Origin of the sequence: Methylobacterium brachythecii (assembly GCF_014196345.1) — a bacterium.
GTDB classification, from domain to species: domain Bacteria; phylum Pseudomonadota; class Alphaproteobacteria; order Rhizobiales; family Beijerinckiaceae; genus Methylobacterium; species Methylobacterium brachythecii.
Map to the genome: position 1 here is coordinate 283,584 of NZ_JACIDN010000006.1, position 17,861 is coordinate 301,444.

Genomic DNA, 17,861 nt, shown 5'->3' on the forward strand with positions numbered 1-17,861 from the left:
GGCAAGCCAAGGTTCTGGGAGGAAATGCCTCGGACGCGTGCGGTCGTTGAGACGCGGCGGATGCATGCTCAAAGCTATACGCCGCCGCAGATCCGAATAGATTGCTATTCTGGAAGCTGCTTCTGCTATTCGGCAATGCTCTTCGCCCGACCCTTCAATCCCCCGAATCTGTTGGCGACACCTAACGGGAAATCCACAAACCCGCGCAGGCCGGCATCTGCTAGCGTCCTCCGGTCGAGGTTGGCGACCTCCCGGTTCGGCTGACGGCCGTTCCGTCGTCGTCGGCCAAGCGGACCGAAAGGGATCGACGCGATGATGCCGAAGAGCATTCTGGCAATTCAAGGAGCTTCGTCAGAGGTCGTTCAAGAGCTGCTTTCCTCTTGCGCGCGTGATTGGACAGCCGCCGGTGCTCGGGTCGTCGGAGTGATCGAAACCCGTTGTCCCCGCTCCAATCTCAGAAGTCTGCGGGACCTGCGAACAGGCACCGATTACGTCACCGAGCAGGATCTGGGACCGGGATCCACTGCCTGCCGCCTGATCGCCGATGGGATCATGGACGCCTGCGCATCGGTTCAGAGGCAGATCCTCGCAGGATGCGACATCGTCATCTTGAGCAAATTCGGAAAGCTCGAAGCGAAGCGGACCGGTTTGGTGGCCGCCTTCACGGCAGCGGTCGAGACCGAGACGCCGGTATTGACCGCCGTCTCCCCGACCTTCGTCGAGCAGTGGTCTCGTTTCGCCGGCAACCTCGCCGCTTACGCGCCTCCGAGCCTTATCCCGCTCAACGCTTGGTGGGCAGGCTTCCGACGCCCCGACGACGGAGTGGCGGAAGCTGCCCAGGAGATCTCGATGCAAAAGCAGCGCACCCAGCAAAGGTTTCCCATCGTGCAGGCTTCGGCAACGCACTGAAGATCCGACGGTTTCGAACAAACGGCTGTATCGAAATCGATCGCCTGCATCCGGTTCGGATCTCAAAATCTGGCCCGCCACCGATGCGAAGGCAGTATCGTCGAATTTTCGAAGGTGTTTCGCTAATTTTTGGAAAGCTCTCCACGACGTTTCGCCATACGATTTTCGACAACCTCCGTAAGCGAGGAATCGAAAAAAATCATGGAGGAGACCGCCGTGACCTCAATGACAGAGGAGAGGGCGACTGGCCAGAATCCCGAAGATGAGAGGCTCGGCGTTTGCGCCAATCTCGCCTACGGACTTCAGCATGTCCTGACGATGTATGGCGGAATCGTCGCCGTACCATTGATCCTCGGCCAAGCGGCCGGGCTCAGTTCGAACGATGTTGGGCTTCTCGTCACGGCTTCGCTGTTTACCGGCGGCCTCGCCACCATTCTTCAGACCATCGGCTTGCCCTTCTTCGGCAGCCGCCTGCCACTCGTGCAGGGCGTGTCCTTCTCCGGCGTCGCGACCATGATCGCCATCTCGGGCAACGGCGGCATTCCAGCGATTTTGGGAGCGGTCATCGCGGCTTCGACAATCGGCCTGCTGATCACGCCGGTTTTCTCACGGGTCACCCGGTTCTTTCCTCCGCTCGTGACCGGGATCGTCATCACCACGATCGGGCTGACGCTCATGCCAGTCGCGGCTTTCTGGGCTATGGGAGGTAACAAGACTTCGCCGGACTTCGGTCGGCCGGCCAACATCCAGCTCGCCGCCGTGACGCTCGTGATCGTCCTTCTGCTCAGCAAGCTCGGGAGCGCATCGATCTCCAGGTTGTCCATCCTCCTCGCGATCATCATCGGCACCGGCGTCGCGTACGCAGTCGGAATGACCGACTTCTCGCAGGTAATGAATGGGCCGTTCCTAGCCCCGCCGACGGTCTTCCACTTCGGTTATCCCACCTTCGAGGTCGCAGCCATCATCTCGATGTTCATCGTGATCATGGTGACGCTCGTCGAAACGTCGGCCGACATCCTGGCCGTAGGCGAGATCGTCGAGACGAAAGTCGATTCTCGGCGGTTGGGCGACGGACTCCGGGCCGACATGCTGTCGAGCATTCTCGCTCCCATCTTCGGGTCGTTCACGCAAAGCGCCTTCGCCCAGAACGTGGGCCTCGTCGCCGTCACCGGCGTGAAGAGCCGCTACGTGGTGGCGACCGGCGGCACTTTCCTGGTCGCGTTGGGACTGCTGCCGGTGATGGGCCGCATCGTCGCGGCGGTACCGAGCTCCGTTCTCGGAGGGGCCGGCATCGTTCTCTTCGGAACCGTCGCAGCGAGCGGCATCCGCGCGCTGTCCAAGGTCGACTACGAGAACAACATGAACCTCGTGATTGTCGCGACGTCGATCGGCTTCGGCATGATCCCGATCGCGTCCCCGAGCTTCTACGAGCACTTTCCGGCCTGGGTCGCCACCATCTTTCATTCAGGCATCAGTTCGGCTGCTTTGATGGCGATCGTCCTCAACCTGCTCTTCAATCACCTCAAACTGGGAAACTCGGATCAGCAATCGGTCTTCGTGGCGGGGACCGAGCGAACCATCCGGCATCAGGACATCGCTCGCCTTCTCGACGGCGACCGCTTCCTCAACGGCAAGCTTTACGACGCGAAAGGCACCGAGATACCGGTCGTCGCCGCCAAAGTGCACTGATGGTCGAGTGAGGACAGTCGAGAAGAGTGCCGGGCAAGGCCCCCGATCGACGCCGACGATCGATGTTTCGAAGCTCCAAAACCATCGCTTCCTCCGGTAGAGTCGCCAGACGGATCGCGGTCTGCTGCCGGTTCGGCGGACACCGTCCTAAGTTAGATTGACCGGGTTCTCGAATTCGATGGGGCTGAGCCAGCCGATCGTCGGGTGCCGCCGCACCATTACGAGAAGATCCAAACCGCGCATCGCATTGGAGAACGCCAAATCGCGTAGAGCCATTTTGGACGGAGTCTTGCTTACGAGCTAGGCCATGGATCTGAGTGGCATCACGTCGATCATCGAGCCGAAAAGGCCGGACGTCCTTCCGGATTGGCAGGACGGAGATGCGTGGCTCGCCGGAGGCACGTGGCTGTTCTCGGAGCCGCAACCGCATCTACGCCGGTTGATCGATCTCGCGGCACTCGAATGGGCTCCCAGCACGGTCTCTGATGAAGGCCTTGCCTTGGCCGCGACTTGCACGATCGCGCAGCTGGATAGGCTCGAATTGCCGAGTGGGTGGATCGCTTCCCCGCTGATCGGAGAGTGCTGCCGCGCGCTGCTTGGCTCCTTCAAGATCTGGAATCGGGCCACGGTCGGCGGCAACCTGTGCATGGCCTTGCCCGCAGGACCGATGATCGCGCTGACAGCCGCACTGGACGGCGTCTGCACGATCGTCTCGCCGAACGCAGCGGAGCGGCGCGTGTCGGTGATCGATTTCGTGCTCGGGCCCCAGAAGACCACCTTGGGGCGGGGCGAGATTCTGCGAAGCATCTCGATGCCGGCTGAAGCGCTCGGTCGGCGCACCGCATTTAGGCGGATCTCGCTGAGTCCGAATGGCCGCTCCGGGGCCTTGGTAATCGGTACACTGGATGCGGACCAAAACCTCACGCTGACCATCACGGCATCGACGCGTTGTCCGGTGCAGATCGCGATTGGACCAACTCCTTCGGCGGACACGCTGCGGGAAGAGATCGCGGGAGCGATCGCCGAGGCCGATTGGTACGACGACGTGCATGGGGCGCCGGACTGGCGACGTCATGTGACGTTGCTTCTCGCGGAAGAGATTCGCCGGGAACTCGCGCGATGAGGCTGACGGTGAATGGGCAGGCGCAGGAGGCCGCGCCCTTACCCGGGCAGTGTCTTCGAACCCTCCTGCGAGAGCTCGGCTGGTTCGGCGTCAAGAAGGGTTGCGATGCCGGCGATTGCGGCGCCTGCACGGTCCATGTCGACGGCGAACCCGTGCATTCTTGCCTGCTCCCCGCCTTTAAGGCGGAAGGCAGAGCCGTCACCACGGTCGAGGGCTTGGCGGGGACCTGCCGGCCCGGAGGGGGCGCGCCCGAGAACCGGCATCCGATGCAGGAGGCCTTCTTGAATGCGCAGGGCTTCCAGTGCGGCTTCTGCACACCCGGCATGATCATGACGGCCGCTGCGCTCGATCAGGCCCAGCGGCGGGATCTCGGCACGGCGCTGAAGGGTAACCTCTGCCGCTGTACCGGCTACCGCGCCATCCGCGACGCCATCGCGGGAACGGCTCATGCCGAGGCGCCGCAATCCTGCGAGGCGCCGGTCGGGCGCAATCTGCCGGCGCCCGCGAGCGCGGCCGTCGTCGCGGGGAGGGCGGCCTATACGCTCGACCTCGCCGTCGACGACCTGCTGCACCTCAAGGTGCTGCGCTCTCCCCACGCCCATGCTCACATCTTACGGATCGACCGCGAGGCGGCGCTCGCCGTGCCGGGCGTCGTGGCGGTGTTCACCCACGAGGACGTGCCCGCGCAGCGCTTCTCCACCGGGCGTCACCAGATCAGGGCTGACGACGCGCCCGACACGCTGATGCTCGATCCGATCGTCCGGTTCGTCGGCCAGCGGGTCGCCGCAGTCCTGGCCGAGAGCGAGGCGGCGGCCGAGGCTGGCGTTCGCGCGCTCGTCGTCACCTACGCGCCGCGCGCCGCCTTGCTCGATCCCGAGATCGCGCTGACCGCCGACGCACCGCTCGTGCACGACCCCGGCGACCGCGAGCCACCTCGGCCGGGGGAAGACGCGCCGCCGATTCATGCCCACCCGAACCTCGCCGCCGAGGTGCATGGCGCGATCGGCGACGTCGAAACGGGCTTCGCCGAGGCCGCCCTCGTCTACGAAGAGGAATACGTCACTCAGCGCGTGCAGCACGCGCATCTGGAGACGCATGGCGCGATCGGCTGGCGCGATGCCGAAGGCCGGCTCGTGGTGCGCTCCTCGACTCAGGTGCCTTTCCTGACCCGCGATGCGCTCTGCGACCTGTTCGGGCTTGAGCAAAGCCGGGTGCGGGTTCTCTGCGGGCGGGTCGGTGGCGGTTTCGGCGGCAAGCAGGAGATGCTCACCGAGGATCTCGTCGCCCTGGCGGTGCTTAGGACCGGACGGCCCGTGAAATGGGAGCTGACCCGCCAGGAGCAGTTCACGGCGACGACGACCCGCCACCCGATGCGGGTTCGGGTCAAGCTCGGCGCTCGGAAGGACGGCACGCTGACCGCGATCTCGCTGAAAGTGCTCGCCAATACCGGTGCCTATGCCAACCATGCCGGCGGCGTACTGCACCATGGCTGCAACGAGTGCATCTCCGCCTATAACAGCCCCAACAAACGGGTGGAGGGCTACAGCGTCTACACGCATACGCTGCCCTCCGGCGCCTTCCGCGGCTACGGCCTGAGCCAGACCATCTTCGCCATCGAGTCGGCCATGGACGAGCTCGCGCGTGGGCTCGGAATCGACCCGTTCGAAATGCGCCGCCGCAACGCCGTGCGCCCGGGCGACCCCATGGTCTCCACCAGCCTCGAACCGCACGACGTCGAGTACGGCTCCTACGGCCTCGACCAGTGCCTCGACCTCGCTCAGGCCGCGCTCGCAGAGCATTCCGGCGAGGCGCCGCCCGATCCGTCCTGGCTCGTCGGAGAGGGCATGGCGATGGCGATGATCGACACCATCCCGCCGCGTGGACACTACGCCCATGCCCGGATCCGCCTGGAAACGGACGGCCGCTACGCGCTGTCAGTCGGGACGGCCGAATTCGGCAACGGCACCAGCACGGTGCATGGTCAACTCGCGGCGCAGGCGCTTGCCACAACGCCGGACCGCATTCGGCTGACTCAGGCCGACACCGATGCCGTTCCCCACGACACGGGCGCCTATGGCAGTACCGGCACCGTGGTAGCGGGACAGGCGAACCATCGCGCCGCCCTGGCACTCTCGGTCATGATCCGTGAGGCCGCCGCCGCGCGGCAAGGCGTCGACCCGGACGCGTGCCGGCTAGCGATGGATGCGGTCGAGACGCCGATGGGACGCGTCCCGCTCTCCGACTTCGCACCGATCGAAGCGACCGCGACGGCCGATGGCAGCCCACGCTCGGTCGCCTTCAACGTCCAGGCGTTCCGCGTGGCTGTGCACCCGGCGAGCGGCGAGGTGAAGATCCTGGCGAGCATTCAGGCGGCCGATGCCGGCGTGGTGATCAACCCGATGCAGTGCCGCGGCCAGGTGGAGGGCGGCGTCGCCCAGGCGCTCGGCGCAGCGCTCTACGAGGATTACCGCTTTGCCGAGGATGGCAGCGTCGTCACGCAGACCTTCCGCAACTACCACATCCCGGCCTGCGCCGACGTCCCCGAGACTCGCGTGCTCTTTGCCAAGACCTATGACCGAGTCGGCCCGCTGGGCGCCAAGTCGATGAGCGAGTCGCCTTACAACCCGGTCGCGCCCGCGCTCGCCAATGCGATCCGCGACGCCACGGGAGCACGGCTGACAGCGACGCCCTTCGCACCGGACCGCATCTTCCGTCAGGTCATGCAGGCAGTCGCAGACCGGGAGGCCAGGGCAAAAGCTGACCGCTCCGAAGCCATCGCCGTCGCGAGTCTGTGAGGGCGGCAACTCTGGCGCGTTCTCTCGTGCCTTGACGAGCGCGCCCCCGATGGCTCCCGGTGCAGCCGACGGAATAGGAGCGCGCCGTCGCAACGAGGCAAATGGATTGACCTACCCGCGTGATTTGATCGGCTACGGACGGACACCGCCGAAGGCCCACTGGCCAGGCGGCGCCCGCATCGCCGTGCAGTTCGTCCTCAACTACGAGGAGGGCGGGGAGAACAACATCCTGCACGGCGATCAGGCCTCGGAAGCCTTCCTGACGGAAATCATCGACGCGCACCCCTGGCCCGGCCGGCGGCACATGACGGTGGAGTCGATCTACGAATACGGCGCGCGCGCCGGCTTCTGGCGGATCTGGCGCCTGTTCACCTCACGCGGAATTCCGCTCACGGTGTTCGGCATCGCCACGGCGATGGCCCGGAACCCCGAGGCCGTCGCCGCCATGCGCGAGGCGGATTGGGAGATCGCCAGCCACGGCCTCAAATGGATCGACTACGCCCATTTCGAGCGCGCGGCGGAAGCGGCGGACATGGACGAGGCGATCCGCCTGCACACCGAGATCACCGGCGAGCGCCCGCTCGGCTGGTACACCGGGCGTTTCTCCGCCCAGACGCGCGACCTCGCGATGGAGCGCGACTTCACCTACCTCGCCGATTCCTACGCGGACGATCTGCCCTACTGGATGCAGGGTCCGAAAGCGCCGGCCCTCATTGTGCCGTACACGATGGAGGTCAACGACATGCGCTTCGCCGTGGCCCAGGGCTACAATACCGGCGAGCAGTTCTTCACCTACCTGCGCGACACCTTCGACGTGCTCTACGCCGAAGGGGCCGAGACGCCGAAGATGATGTCGATCGGCCTGCACTGCAGACTGGTCGGGCGCCCCGGCAGGATCGCGGGGCTGATCCGCTTCCTCGACCACGTCGCGGCGCATCAGGACGTCTGGCTGACGCGCCGCATCGACATCGCCCGGCACTGGATCGCCAACCACCCGTCCGCTTGAGCGGCAGTTTGCCGCCGGGGCGTCGATGTGGGGGCGTTCCGCTCAGGTCGTTCTCTCCGAGAAGATCGCCTTCTTGACGATGGCATGGACGCCCCAGTTGCCGTCCACGACCTGCGTGATGCCGAAATCGACGGCGATCGACATCAGAGAGATCGCCTCGTCCTCGGTCAGCCCCTTCGCGTGCATCAGGAAGGACCGCATCTTGCGGAAGGCATCGCGCATGGCGAGGTCGATCGACGACTTCGAGAAGATCGCGTTCTGCGCGTCCGGCCCGAGGTCCTTCAGGTAGTTCGGGTAGCTGAAGCCCGAGAGCACCCAGTCGTCCTTGGTCTCGATCATCGGGAAGTCGAGCGCTTCCAGCGAGGTGCCGGCGAGATCGGCCTTCTTGTGAAGGATGAACTGGAAGGTGCCGGTAAGCGAGCACTCGATGGCCGTGCCGCAGAGCTCGGAATCGCCCTGGCTGGCATGGGGATCGCCCACCGAGAACAGGGCGCCCGACACGGCGACCGGGTAGTACATCGTGGCGCCCTTGCCGATGCGCCAGTTGTCGATGTTGCCGCCGGTGTAGCTCGGCGGAATCGAGTTCACCATGTCGGCCTCGGCCGGCGCGAGGCCCATCGTGCCGAAATGGGGGCGGATCGGCACGCGGATGCCCTTGAGCACGTCGTAGGTGCGCTGGGTCTTGCTGTGGTCGACGGGAATGCCCGGATAGTCGATCGTCGGGTGCAGCACGCCGTTGGGGTCGGTCACGCCCGGCCAGGGGAAGTTGTAGACGGCCTTCGCCCAGTCGCGACCGCCCGAGGCATCGACCTCGTAGATCGTGATGACCTCGCGCTTCTTGCCCTCGAGCATGTCGTCGTAGTGGTAGCCCCACCAGGCGGCTGCGTTGCTGCCGAAGGTCGAGCCCTTGAACTTCGGATTGGCGCACGGACGCGGCGCGACGTCGAGGATGCGCACCTCAAGCACGTCACCCGGCTCGGCGCCGCGGATCGCCACCGGCCCCGTGCAGATATGGACGCCGAGGCCGCCGCCAGGGCCGAGCTTGGCATCCTCGGGGCCAGCGCCGCGGCGCGCGACGCCCTTCTTATCCTTGGTCCAGAGAAACACGCTCTCGGCGCCGGGATCACCCGTCACCATGCGCTCGGCATCGTCGTTGGAATGATGGGTCAGGGTCTCGATGGTGACGTAGTCGCCCGAGGCGATCTCGACCTGCGGCTTCAGGTTCTTGCTGAAATAGCCCCAGTGCACGGTCTCCGCCGAGGCCGGCAGATGGTAGTGCGCGGATTGCGTGACGGCCTTGCCGCTCGCCTGGGCAAGGGCAGGGCTGACGAGCGAAAGACCGCCCGCGGCGATGGCAGCCGCGCCGCCCGAGGCCACGAAGCTGCTCTTCAGAAAGGCACGGCGCTCCGGCTGCATGTCACGCTGATAGCGGAGGCGATGCTCCGCGAAGGCTGCACAGGTCGGATCGTCGCCAAGGCACATCGTGTCTCTCCGCAGCTGAAAGGTCCCGAGCCGTGTATGCAAGGCAGCCGCCAAGCTCGCCCCGGCCGCTCCGTCTTTCGCTCAGCCGGGTTGAGCGGCGAGGTCAGGCTGACGCTTCATCAGATAGGCATAGACGCCGTAGCCCAGCGCACAGCCGATGAACCAGGTGAAGTTGGCGAGGCCCTCTAGGCCGGGAAGCACGGCACAGAGGGCAGGCACGAGGGCCGAGGGAATGATCGCCATCACGGCGGCCCGGTTGTAGCCACCCTCGTACCAGTAGGCGCCACTCGGGCTCATAGTGTAGAGGTCGTCGACGATGACTTGCTGCTTTTTCACGATGAAGAAGTCGACGATCAGGATGCCAAAGAGCGGCCCGATGAAGGCGCCGAGGATATCCAGCGTGTAGTGGATCACAGCCGGGTTGTTGTAGAGGTTCCACGGCGTGATGAAGATCGAGCCGACGGCCGCAATCATGCCGCCCATCCGCCAGGAGATCACCTTCGGCGAGACGTTCGAGAAGTCGAAGGCCGGCGAGACGAAGTTCGCGACGATGTTGATGCCGATGGTCGCCGTCATGAAGGTGAAGGCGCCGAGCACCACCGCGAACGTGCTGTCGATGCGACTCACCGTCTCCACCGGATCGGTGATGAGGTGGCCGAAGACCGGCAGCGTCGTCGAGGTGGTGATGACGGTGAGCAGCGAGAAGCCGAGGAAATTTACCGGCAGCCCCCAGAAGTTGCCCTTCTTCACCGCCTCGAAGCTGCTGCCGTAGCGCGAGAAGTCGCCGAAGTTCAGCATGGGTCCCGAGAAGTAGGAGACCACGAGCGCGATGGCGTTGAACATCACGGGTACGGCGTCCCAGCCGGTATATTTCACCTCGCCCAGCGTCAGCCCGACATTCGAGATGCCCGCCTTCGCGACGAGATAGGCGGCGAGAGCGATCATCACGACGTAGACGGCCGGACCCGCCCAGTCGATGAACACGCGGATCGCCTCCATCCCGCGCCAGAACACGATGGCCTGCAGCACCCACAGCGCCATGAACGAGGCCCAGCCGAGGGTCGAAAGCCCGGCGAAGCCATGCTGTTTGAGATCGCTGTAGGGTTCGAGGTTCGGGAAGAACTTGAGCGCGACGATCATGAAGGCGGCGGAGGCGAGGTAGGTCTGGATGCCGTACCAGGCGACCGCGATCAGCCCGCGAATGATGGCGGGAATGTTGGCGCCCTTCACGCCGAAGGAAGCGCGGCAGATGACGGGGTAGGGCGTGCCCGTTACCTGACTCGGCTTCGCGACGAGGTTGCAGAAGAACTGTACGATCAGGATGCCGATGATCAGCGCGACGAGCACCTGCCAGCTCACGAGCCCGAGCGAGAACAGACTGCCGGCCGTGACGTAGCCGCCGACGCTATGCACGTCGGACATCCAGAAGGCGAAGATGTTGTAGGCGCTCCAGGTCTGATTGCGCAGCGGCGCCAGATCCTCGTTGACCAGATTTTCGTCGTAGGCCGGCTTGATGATGACTGCGGGATGCTCGTCGGGGATGGCTCCCCCATGCGCGGTCTCGCTCGCCCCTGCCATGATGCCCCCGGTGTGACCGTCGCCAGCGCCTCGCCCTGACGGCGCAATCGGTGTGCCAAGCCGAAACGAGGCCGGGGCCGCCAGTTACTTGGTTCGACCTGCGAGCAACGCAGCGAGATCCGAGCCGAGGCCGATGCTTTCCATCGCTGCTCTCGCACCGACCTGCGTGATCTTGGCGCCGGGAGCGGCGAGAACTGCACGGGTGCCAGCCTCGACCGAGCAGATCACCGGGACGGACAGGTGAGGTTGGATACGCGCGGCGAGACCGGCCAGAGCCGCTCCCCCGAGGATCACGACTTCGGCGCCGTCCTCCGAGACGCAGAGCCCGCAGGCCTCTGCCAGATGAGCGAGCGCCAAATTCGGATCGCGGGCGATCTCGCCGCCAGTCGGCGCGATGGTCCGCACACCGGTGAAACGATCGGCGAGGCCCATGACGGCAACGATCTCGCGCAGCATCGCCTCCCAGAGTGCGCCTCCGGTGACGATGCCGAAGCGGCCGGTCTCCGCTGCGGCCCGGCATGACGCCTCGACCATGCCGACGACCGGCACCGGTGAGACTTCCTGCAGCGCGTAGAGTCCCGGATCGCCGAAGCAGGCGAGGTACACCGCGTCGCAGCCCTCGACATGCTCGGCGAGACAGTCGAGCGCCGCGTGACCCGCGATCGCAAGCGCCGCGCGGCTCGCGATGTATCGTGCGCCGAACCGTGCCGTGACTGGGACGACATCAACGGACGGGGCGGCAATGCGTCGGACATGGCTGGTGACCAGATCCGTGACGTTCTCGCTCGTATTCGGGTTGATCAGGAGAATGCGCACGAGGTCTCGCTGAGCGGGAGGCCATCAACAGTCGTACAAGGCCTAGCGGAATTCGTGCCTCTTGCTGGCCTCCGTACGCAGTCGCGAGCGGGCGATGGCGCGGCCAACGCTCGCGAGGGGAGCCTCACGGTCCTTGTCGTCCCGTTACGCCGCACCGAGATAGGCGGCTTCCAGGCCCTTGTCCCCCGACAGCTCCGCGGCGGTTCCGCTGGCGACCACGCGGCCCTGCTCCAGCACGTAGCCGCGATCGGCGACCGTGAGGGCCAGCGCCGCCATCTGGTCGACGATGAGGATGGTGACGCCCTCGTCGCGCAACTCCGCCACCGTTGCGTAGAGCGCGTTGATCATTGCCGGAGCGAGGCCGAGGGAAGGCTCGTCGAGCAGCAGGATGCGCGGATGCGCCATCAGTCCACGGGCGATGGCGAGCATCTGCTGCTCGCCGCCCGAGAGCAGGCCCGCACGACTCTGGGCACGATCGCGCAAGCGCGGAAACCGGTCGAGCAGGCGTTCGATCTCGGCTGGATCGATCGCCTTGCCGCGCCCGAAGGCACCGAGCCGAATGTTCTCGACGACGTTGAGCTCCGGAAAAACCTGGCGTCCCTCCGGCACCAGGATCAGCCCGAGCCGCGCGATCTGGTGCGCCGGAAGCGCGTTCACGCGACGGTCGTCGAACACGACGGCGCCGTCCACCGGGCGCAGCAGGCCTGCGAGGGCCCGCATCGCGGTGGACTTGCCGGCGCCGTTCGCGCCGAGAAGCGCGACGGTCTCGCCGGGGCGCACGTCGAGCCCGACCCGGTCGAGGACGGGCGCGGCGCCGTAGCCCGCCGTCAGGTCCAGGACGGAAAGAACGGCATCGGCCGGCCCTTGCCAGGGCGCGCCGCGTGGCCGTGCCGGCGTATTTGCGCCGCCGAGATAGGCGCGCAGGACCACCGGATCGCGACGAATCTCAGCGGGCTTTCCCTGCGCGATCGGCTTGCCGGCATCCATGACGAGGATGTGGTCCGAAATCCCCATCACCAGCGGCATGTCGTGCTCGACCAGCACCACGGCGATACCGTGATCGGCGATCCTGCGGATCAATTTCGCGAGCGTGTCGGTATCGGCGCGGGAGAGACCTGCGGCAGGTTCGTCGAGCAGCAGAACGGCCGGCCCACCGGCGAGCGCGCGGGCGATCTCGACGAGGCGTCGGTCGACATGGGCCAATTCAGCGGCCGGGCGATCGAGCGAGCCCTGGTAGCCCACGAAGGCGAGAAGCGCCGACGCCGCTTTGCGATCCTCGGCACGCACGAGGCGTGAGAGGCGGCCCGGGGCGAAACCGAGAGCGACGTTGTCGACCACCGCCAGCGATCCGAACAGGCGCGTGGTCTGGTAGGTGCGCGCGATACCGGCCCGGGCAATGACGTGCGCCGGCCTGCCGGCGAGGTCGCGGGTTCCGAGCCGGATCGCGCCGGTGCTCGGGCGATAGAAGCCCGAGATCATGTTCAGCACGGTCGTCTTGCCGGCCCCGTTCGGTCCGATCACGCTGGTGACGGCGCCCGTCAGAGCCGTGACGGCGACGCCCTCCGCCGCCGTGATCCCGCCGAAGCGGATGCCGATCCCCTCGACGACGAGCGCCTCGCCCGCGGCAGGCTCGAGTAGCTGAACATCCGCATCGGCACTCTCGACCCGCTCGTCGCGGGCGCGAGGCAGCAGGCGCCCGAGGCTTCCGACGAGGCCCGACGGCACCAGCCAGAGCACGGCCAGCGTCACGAGGCCGAAGAACAGTAGGCGGTATTCGGCGAGCCCGGACAGCGCTTCCGGCAGCAGCACAGTGACCAGGGCGCCGAAGAGCGGACCGAGTACGGTTCCGGCGCCCCCGACGATCACCAAGAGCACGAACAGGATCGATTGCGAGAACGGGAACGAACTCGGCGCGATGAACAGCATCAGCGGCGGCAGCACGGCACCGGCGAGCCCGGTCAGCGCGGCGGAGATCGCGAAGGCGAGGGTCTTCACGCGAACCGGATCGAAACCGAGCGCGGCAGCGGCGACGTCGGCGTCGCGTACGGCGCGCATCGCCTGGCCGAGGCGGCTGCGGGCGAGGGCATGAAAGCCGAACAGGCTCAGCGACGCCGCGAGCACCGCTAGCGTCGCCAGACCGGCCGGCGACAGAGGCGCGCCGAGCAGGGTGGGCGCATCGGTGACCACGAGACCGTTCTGTCCGCCGGTCAATTCCCCGCCTTCGATCAGGCCGTGCTCGACGATGAAGCCGAAGGCGATCGTCAGCATGGCGAGGTAGGGGCCCTTCACCCGCATCGCCGGTACCGCGACGAGCGCGCCGACGACGGCCGAGACAATCGCCGCCGCCGGCAGCGCCAGCCAGAAGCTCACCCCATTCAGCGTCAGGATAGCACTGGCATAGGCGCCTATGGCATAGAAGCCGGCATGACCGAAGGAGATCAGCCCGGTCAGGCCGAGCAGCACGTTGAGGCCGACGCCCGCCACCGTGGTGAGCGCGACCAGCGCGATCACGAAATGGCTGTAGCCGGAGGTCAGCGCGATCAGGCCGAACGCGGCGGCGGTGAGCGCCGCGATGCAGAGCCGCATCGCCATGGCTGAGCGAAGACGGTGCATCGGGTCAGACCTTGTTGACCGCAGCGCGGCCGAGCAGGCCGTCGGGGCGCAGGGCCAGCGCCAGGATGATCACCGAGAACACGACGAGCTGCGTGTAGGTCGAGCCGAGGGTCGCGGTGACGCCGGCCTCGACCAAGCCGTAGAGCAGGCCCGCCAGGATCACCCCAGTCGCCGAGCCGATGCCACCGAGGATCGCCACGGCAAAGGCCTTGATGCCGAACAGCGTGCCGAGTTCGGCCGAGACCGAAAACAGCGGCGCGATCAGCAGGCCGGCGACGCCCGCGAGCGTCGCCGAGAGGGCAAAGGCGCAGGCGACCGTGCGGCGGACGTTGATCCCCATCAGCCGCGCCGCATCGGCGTTCTGCGCGACCGCGAGCAGGACGCGCCCGAGATCGGTCTTGCGGAACACTGTGCGGATCGCGAAGGCGACGGCGAGCCCCACCACCGGGATGATCAGCTGCAGCGGGTAGACCCCCGCTCCGAGGATCTCCACGGGCTTACTGGCCAGTGGCGAAGGCAGGCTGCGCGGCTCCTTGCCGAAGGTGAAGAGAAGGGCGTTGTCGAGCACGATGCCGCCCGCAACCGTCGCTAGCAGCCAGGCATCCGATCGGCGCTCGACGAAGGGCCGCACCAGAGCGGCCTCGACGAGCAGCCCGAACAGGGCACAGCCGATCAGCGCCGCGACGACCGCGACGGCCATCGGCCAGCCCAACGTGATCCCGAGCCAATAGGCCAGCACCGCGCCGAGGGTGACGAAGCTGCCCTGGGCGAAGTTCACGGTGCCGGACACGGCGTAGGTCACGTGGAAGCCAAGGGCCACGAGCCCATACATGCTGCCGAGCCCGAGGCCGCTGACGAGGATGGAGGTCAGCATCGCAGCGGCTTCAGTTCGTCACGGCGACGATCTCGCCGTCCTTGAAGCGGGTGAAGACGTAATCCTTCGGCCCCAGGGCATCGTGCTGCTCGGGCGAGAACGGCTTCTCGTAGGTTTTGATCAAGCCCTGGTAGGTGCCGATCTTGTAGAAGCCGTCGCGCACCTTCGGGCCCTCGGTCGAGCCGGCGGCCGCGATGGCGAGCGCCAGAAGGTGGGTCGCGTCGTAGGCATTGGCGATGCCGACCGCCGGCGTCACGTCGGCCATCGACTTGATGGCCGGATACTTTGCCTTCAGCGCGTCGAGCACGGCCGTCGCCTTCGGCGACGAGTTCCCGGCGAAGGTGAAGGTCTGGACGAAATGGACCTTGGCGGCGCTCGGGCCGGCGAGTTCGTCGAAGCGGCCGCCCGCGGGGCCCCAATGCGAGACCACCGGCACGGCCCAGCCCATCCGGTCAAGTGACTTCACCACCTGCGCCGAGGGGCCGACATTGCCGACGAGGAATAGCGTGTCGGCACCGGCCTCCTTCAGCCGCGAGAGCTGGGGCACCATGTCGACGTCGTTGGCCTCGTATTTCTCGATGCCGGCCGTCGGAAGGCTCGCCGCCTGCAGCGCGTCCTTGAGGCCCTTCTGGTTCGACTCGCCCCAGGCGTTGTTGACGAGGATCATGCCCGGCTTCTTGGCGCCGTAGGTCTTCACCGCGTAGGCGACGAGCGCCTCGTCGACGAGGGCGTCGACCGCCGAGACGCGGAATGCGAAGTTGTCGGCGGCGCCGTTACGGGTGATGCCGGTTCCGGCCGCCCAGGGGCCCAAGAAAGGCACCTTCATCTGGTTTGCGATGGGCACGATCGCCATGGAGACGGGCGTATCGAGGCCGCCGACCACGGCAACCACGCCGACGCGCTGGATCAGCTCGCGGGCGGCCAGCACGCCTTTCGAGGGATTTGCCTCGTCGTCGCGCGCAACCAGCTCCAGCGGCCGGCCGAGGACGCCGCCCTTCGCATTGATCTCGTCGATGGCGAGCCCCATGCCGCGGGAGATCGCTTCGCCCGACTTGGCGGATTGTCCGCTCAGCGCAGTGACGAGGCCTATCTTGACGGTGTCGGCCGCCTGCGCCCCCGCGACGGCAAGTCCGAGCAAGGCGGTCGTTGTCACCACGATGCGGCGTAGGGAGCGAGGTAGGAGGGAGGACATGGCGCGTCTCCGAGCAGGGGCGTTCGCCTTCAAGCGCAACGCCCGTGCCACCCGAGGTCACGGCGCATACCGGCACAGGGCCTCCGGTCATGCACGTTTCCGAGCAGCCCGTGCTCAATCCATCGTCAAAGTGCATACACTTGCTGCATGCACTTTTTCGAACTTTGCGGCAGTCTGGTGAGAGAGGAGATCACGCGATGAGCGAACCGAGACACGCCGACACCACGGCCCGCGATGCGGCCAATGTCACCGCCTATCTCGAAGCCTCGATGGTGCCCGATCCCGAGACGGCCGCCCGCTACATGGCGCCAGGCACGAAGATTGTGTTCACCGGCGCGAGGGTCTTCGACCACCCCAACGGGGTCACGGCGTTCAACGCGGGGCGCTATGCCTGGGTGAAGAAGCGCATGGAGCGGCTCGACGTCGTTCCAGGTGACGGCGTCACCACCGTCTACAGCCTCGGCACGCTCTACGGCGAATGGCCCGACGGCACGCCGTTCGAGGGCAACCGCTACGTCGACCGCTTCACCGTGCGCGACGGCCTCATCGTCACGATGGAGGTCTGGAACGACAGCGCCGAACGCCTGCTGACCAAGCACGGCATCACGGCCTGAGGGCCGGGGTCAGGCCACTCCGTCTGCCGATTCGACGTAGGGGGCCAGCAGCCGGGCGAGATCGCGCTCGCGCGGGGTCTGCGGCACGATGCGGGCCCGCTCTGCCACCGCGTCGAGATGGTGGTCCATGAGGGTGCTGGCGCACTCGGCATCGCCCTCGACCAGGGCGGCCACGACGTCGCGATGCTCGCTCACGGCGCAATCCGAGGAATGCGGCCGGCTGTAGAGCGACAGGATCAGGGCGCAGCGATAGGCGACCTCGGCCACGTACCGGCTCAGCACGGGACTTCCGGTCATCTCGGCCAGCATCAGATGAAACTCGGTGGCGAGCCGGATCGACACCGCCTCGGGGCCGCTTCTGGCGTCTTCCTCGCGCTTGATCTGGTCGAGAAGCGTCTGGCGCTGCTCCGCGCTCAACCGCCCCGCAAGACGGCGCATCACGAGCCGTTCCAGCCCGATCCGCACGTCGAAGGTGTCGCGCGCCTCATCCCAGCTCGGCGTCGCCACGACGGAGATCCGATTGCGGCGCAGATCGACCAGCCCCTCGCCCGCGAGCCGGCCCAGGGCCTGCCGCGCGATGGTGCGACTGACGCCGAAACGCTCGCCGAGAGCATCCTCCGGCAGGCGGTCGCCGGGAGCAAGCGCCCGCTCGACGATGGCCCGTCGCAGGGCGCGGCAGATCGAGCCGACACGGTCGCCGTTCTCGGACACTTTCGTAGTGCTGGTCATCGAAACCGTGGTGCAATCCGTCATGCATTCGTCTGGCCGCGATCGGGCTCAGGGCTCGTCGATCACGCTGACATGCGCGGCCACGACCTTCCACCCGTCCGGAAAGCGCACCCATGTCTGGCTCTGGCGGCCGACCTTTCCGGGGGCGTTGCCGCGTCGGAACAAGGTCATGGCGACGGCATGGTCGCGGCCATAGGTGGTGATCACCGTGTCCGACAGCTCCCGGTCCAGTCCCCGGGACGGGCGCGAACGCCGGAAGGTGCGGATGGCATCCATGCCGTAGAGGTTCTCGCCTCCGCCGTACCGGATCGTGCGCGGATCGTCGTGGAACAGGGCCTCCAGCGTCGGGACGTCGTTGCCGACGAGCGCGGCCTCGTAGCGGGCGAAAGCCGCCTCGACCTCGGCCTTCGCCTCGGCATCGTCGATCTGCATCGTGGTCAC

The 17,861-nt window shown here is 66.6% G+C and carries 13 protein-coding genes and 1 pseudogene; 6 read left to right on the forward strand and 8 right to left on the reverse strand.

What is annotated here, in order from left to right; genetic code table 11:
- The first annotated feature begins 312 nt into the window (after positions 1–312).
- The 5 genes and pseudogenes from GGR33_RS17300 to puuE all read left to right on the forward strand — a co-directional run.
- On the forward strand, positions 313–909 hold the full coding sequence (locus GGR33_RS17300) for a DUF2478 domain-containing protein (RefSeq protein ID WP_246413207.1): 597 nt from the start codon (positions 313–315) through the stop codon (positions 907–909).
- Positions 910–1,134: 225 nt separating this feature from the next.
- Positions 1,135–2,598 carry a nucleobase:cation symporter-2 family protein gene (locus GGR33_RS17305; protein WP_183507737.1) on the forward strand — a complete coding sequence of 488 codons (1,464 nt, stop codon included), beginning with the start codon at positions 1,135–1,137 and terminating at the stop codon, positions 2,596–2,598.
- 307 nt (positions 2,599–2,905) lie between these two features.
- Positions 2,906–3,721, forward strand: a complete 816-nt coding sequence (locus GGR33_RS17310; RefSeq protein WP_183507460.1) for an FAD binding domain-containing protein — start codon at positions 2,906–2,908, stop codon at positions 3,719–3,721.
- Entirely contained in the window at positions 3,718–6,516 is a 2,799-nt protein-coding gene (locus tag GGR33_RS17315; RefSeq protein WP_183507462.1) for a molybdopterin-dependent oxidoreductase, read from the forward strand. The genes GGR33_RS17310 and GGR33_RS17315 overlap by 4 nt, the downstream gene beginning before the upstream one ends.
- A 49-nt stretch (positions 6,517–6,565) precedes the next feature.
- Positions 6,566–7,516 (forward strand): annotated as a pseudogene (gene puuE / locus GGR33_RS17320) (allantoinase PuuE); the annotation flags it as partial.
- A 48-nt stretch (positions 7,517–7,564) separates the two neighbouring features.
- Here puuE and GGR33_RS17325 read toward each other — a convergent pair.
- The 6 genes from GGR33_RS17325 to GGR33_RS17350 form a co-directional block, all read right to left on the reverse strand.
- The gene (locus tag GGR33_RS17325) at positions 7,565–9,004 is read right to left on the reverse strand and encodes an acetamidase/formamidase family protein (protein WP_183507467.1); all 1,440 of its coding nucleotides are present in this window, start codon (positions 9,002–9,004) and stop codon (positions 7,565–7,567) included.
- 81 nt (positions 9,005–9,085) lie between these two features.
- Positions 9,086–10,582 carry an NCS1 family nucleobase:cation symporter-1 gene (locus GGR33_RS17330; protein ID WP_183507469.1) on the reverse strand — a complete coding sequence of 499 codons (1,497 nt, stop codon included), beginning with the start codon at positions 10,580–10,582 and terminating at the stop codon, positions 9,086–9,088.
- Positions 10,583–10,666: 84 nt separating this feature from the next.
- A complete protein-coding gene (locus GGR33_RS17335; protein WP_183507471.1) occupies positions 10,667–11,398 on the reverse strand; it encodes an aspartate/glutamate racemase family protein in 732 nt (243 codons plus the stop codon).
- Positions 11,399–11,542: 144 nt separating this feature from the next.
- Positions 11,543–14,011 (reverse strand): branched-chain amino acid ABC transporter ATP-binding protein/permease, encoded by a 2,469-nt coding sequence (locus GGR33_RS17340; protein WP_183507473.1) that lies wholly within the window; start codon positions 14,009–14,011, stop codon positions 11,543–11,545.
- A gap of 4 nt (positions 14,012–14,015) precedes the next feature.
- Positions 14,016–14,885: a branched-chain amino acid ABC transporter permease gene (locus tag GGR33_RS17345; RefSeq protein WP_183507475.1), complete on the reverse strand. Its 870-nt coding sequence runs from the start codon at positions 14,883–14,885 to the stop codon at positions 14,016–14,018.
- A gap of 10 nt (positions 14,886–14,895) precedes the next feature.
- Complete coding sequence (locus GGR33_RS17350; protein WP_183507477.1) at positions 14,896–16,077, reverse strand: ABC transporter substrate-binding protein; 1,182 nt, start codon at positions 16,075–16,077, stop codon at positions 14,896–14,898.
- A 197-nt stretch (positions 16,078–16,274) separates the two neighbouring features.
- On the opposite strand from GGR33_RS17350, the gene GGR33_RS17355 reads away from it, so the two are divergent.
- Positions 16,275–16,691 carry a nuclear transport factor 2-like protein gene (locus GGR33_RS17355; protein ID WP_183507480.1) on the forward strand — a complete coding sequence of 139 codons (417 nt, stop codon included), beginning with the start codon at positions 16,275–16,277 and terminating at the stop codon, positions 16,689–16,691.
- A gap of 9 nt (positions 16,692–16,700) precedes the next feature.
- Here GGR33_RS17355 and GGR33_RS17360 read toward each other — a convergent pair whose 3' ends face one another.
- Both GGR33_RS17360 and hpxZ read right to left on the reverse strand, forming a co-directional pair.
- Positions 16,701–17,420 (reverse strand): GntR family transcriptional regulator, encoded by a 720-nt coding sequence (locus tag GGR33_RS17360; RefSeq protein ID WP_183507481.1) that lies wholly within the window; start codon positions 17,418–17,420, stop codon positions 16,701–16,703.
- 48 nt (positions 17,421–17,468) lie between these two features.
- Positions 17,469–17,852, reverse strand: a complete 384-nt coding sequence (hpxZ, locus tag GGR33_RS17365; protein ID WP_183507739.1) for an oxalurate catabolism protein HpxZ — start codon at positions 17,850–17,852, stop codon at positions 17,469–17,471.
- Between the last annotated feature and the right edge of the window lie 9 nt (positions 17,853–17,861).

Bases quoted from the DNA above. Each gene is read 5' to 3' on its own strand.
- GGR33_RS17350 (WP_183507477.1), bottom strand. From the start codon at position 16,077: ATGTCCTCCCTCCTACCTCGCTCCCTACGCCGCATCGTGGTGACAACG.
- GGR33_RS17305 (WP_183507737.1), top strand. From the start codon at position 1,135: ATGACAGAGGAGAGGGCGACTGGCCAGAATCCCGAAGATGAGAGGCTC.
- GGR33_RS17300 (WP_246413207.1), top strand. From the start codon at position 313: ATGATGCCGAAGAGCATTCTGGCAATTCAAGGAGCTTCGTCAGAGGTC.
- GGR33_RS17360 (WP_183507481.1), bottom strand. From the start codon at position 17,420: ATGACCAGCACTACGAAAGTGTCCGAGAACGGCGACCGTGTCGGCTCG.
- GGR33_RS17340 (WP_183507473.1), bottom strand. From the start codon at position 14,011: ATGCACCGTCTTCGCTCAGCCATGGCGATGCGGCTCTGCATCGCGGCG.
- GGR33_RS17310 (WP_183507460.1), top strand. From the start codon at position 2,906: ATGGATCTGAGTGGCATCACGTCGATCATCGAGCCGAAAAGGCCGGAC.
- GGR33_RS17345 (WP_183507475.1), bottom strand. From the start codon at position 14,885: ATGCTGACCTCCATCCTCGTCAGCGGCCTCGGGCTCGGCAGCATGTAT.
- GGR33_RS17325 (WP_183507467.1), bottom strand. From the start codon at position 9,004: ATGTGCCTTGGCGACGATCCGACCTGTGCAGCCTTCGCGGAGCATCGC.
- GGR33_RS17355 (WP_183507480.1), top strand. From the start codon at position 16,275: ATGAGCGAACCGAGACACGCCGACACCACGGCCCGCGATGCGGCCAAT.
- GGR33_RS17315 (WP_183507462.1), top strand. From the start codon at position 3,718: ATGAGGCTGACGGTGAATGGGCAGGCGCAGGAGGCCGCGCCCTTACCC.
- GGR33_RS17330 (WP_183507469.1), bottom strand. From the start codon at position 10,582: ATGGCAGGGGCGAGCGAGACCGCGCATGGGGGAGCCATCCCCGACGAG.
- hpxZ (WP_183507739.1), bottom strand. From the start codon at position 17,852: ATGCAGATCGACGATGCCGAGGCGAAGGCCGAGGTCGAGGCGGCTTTC.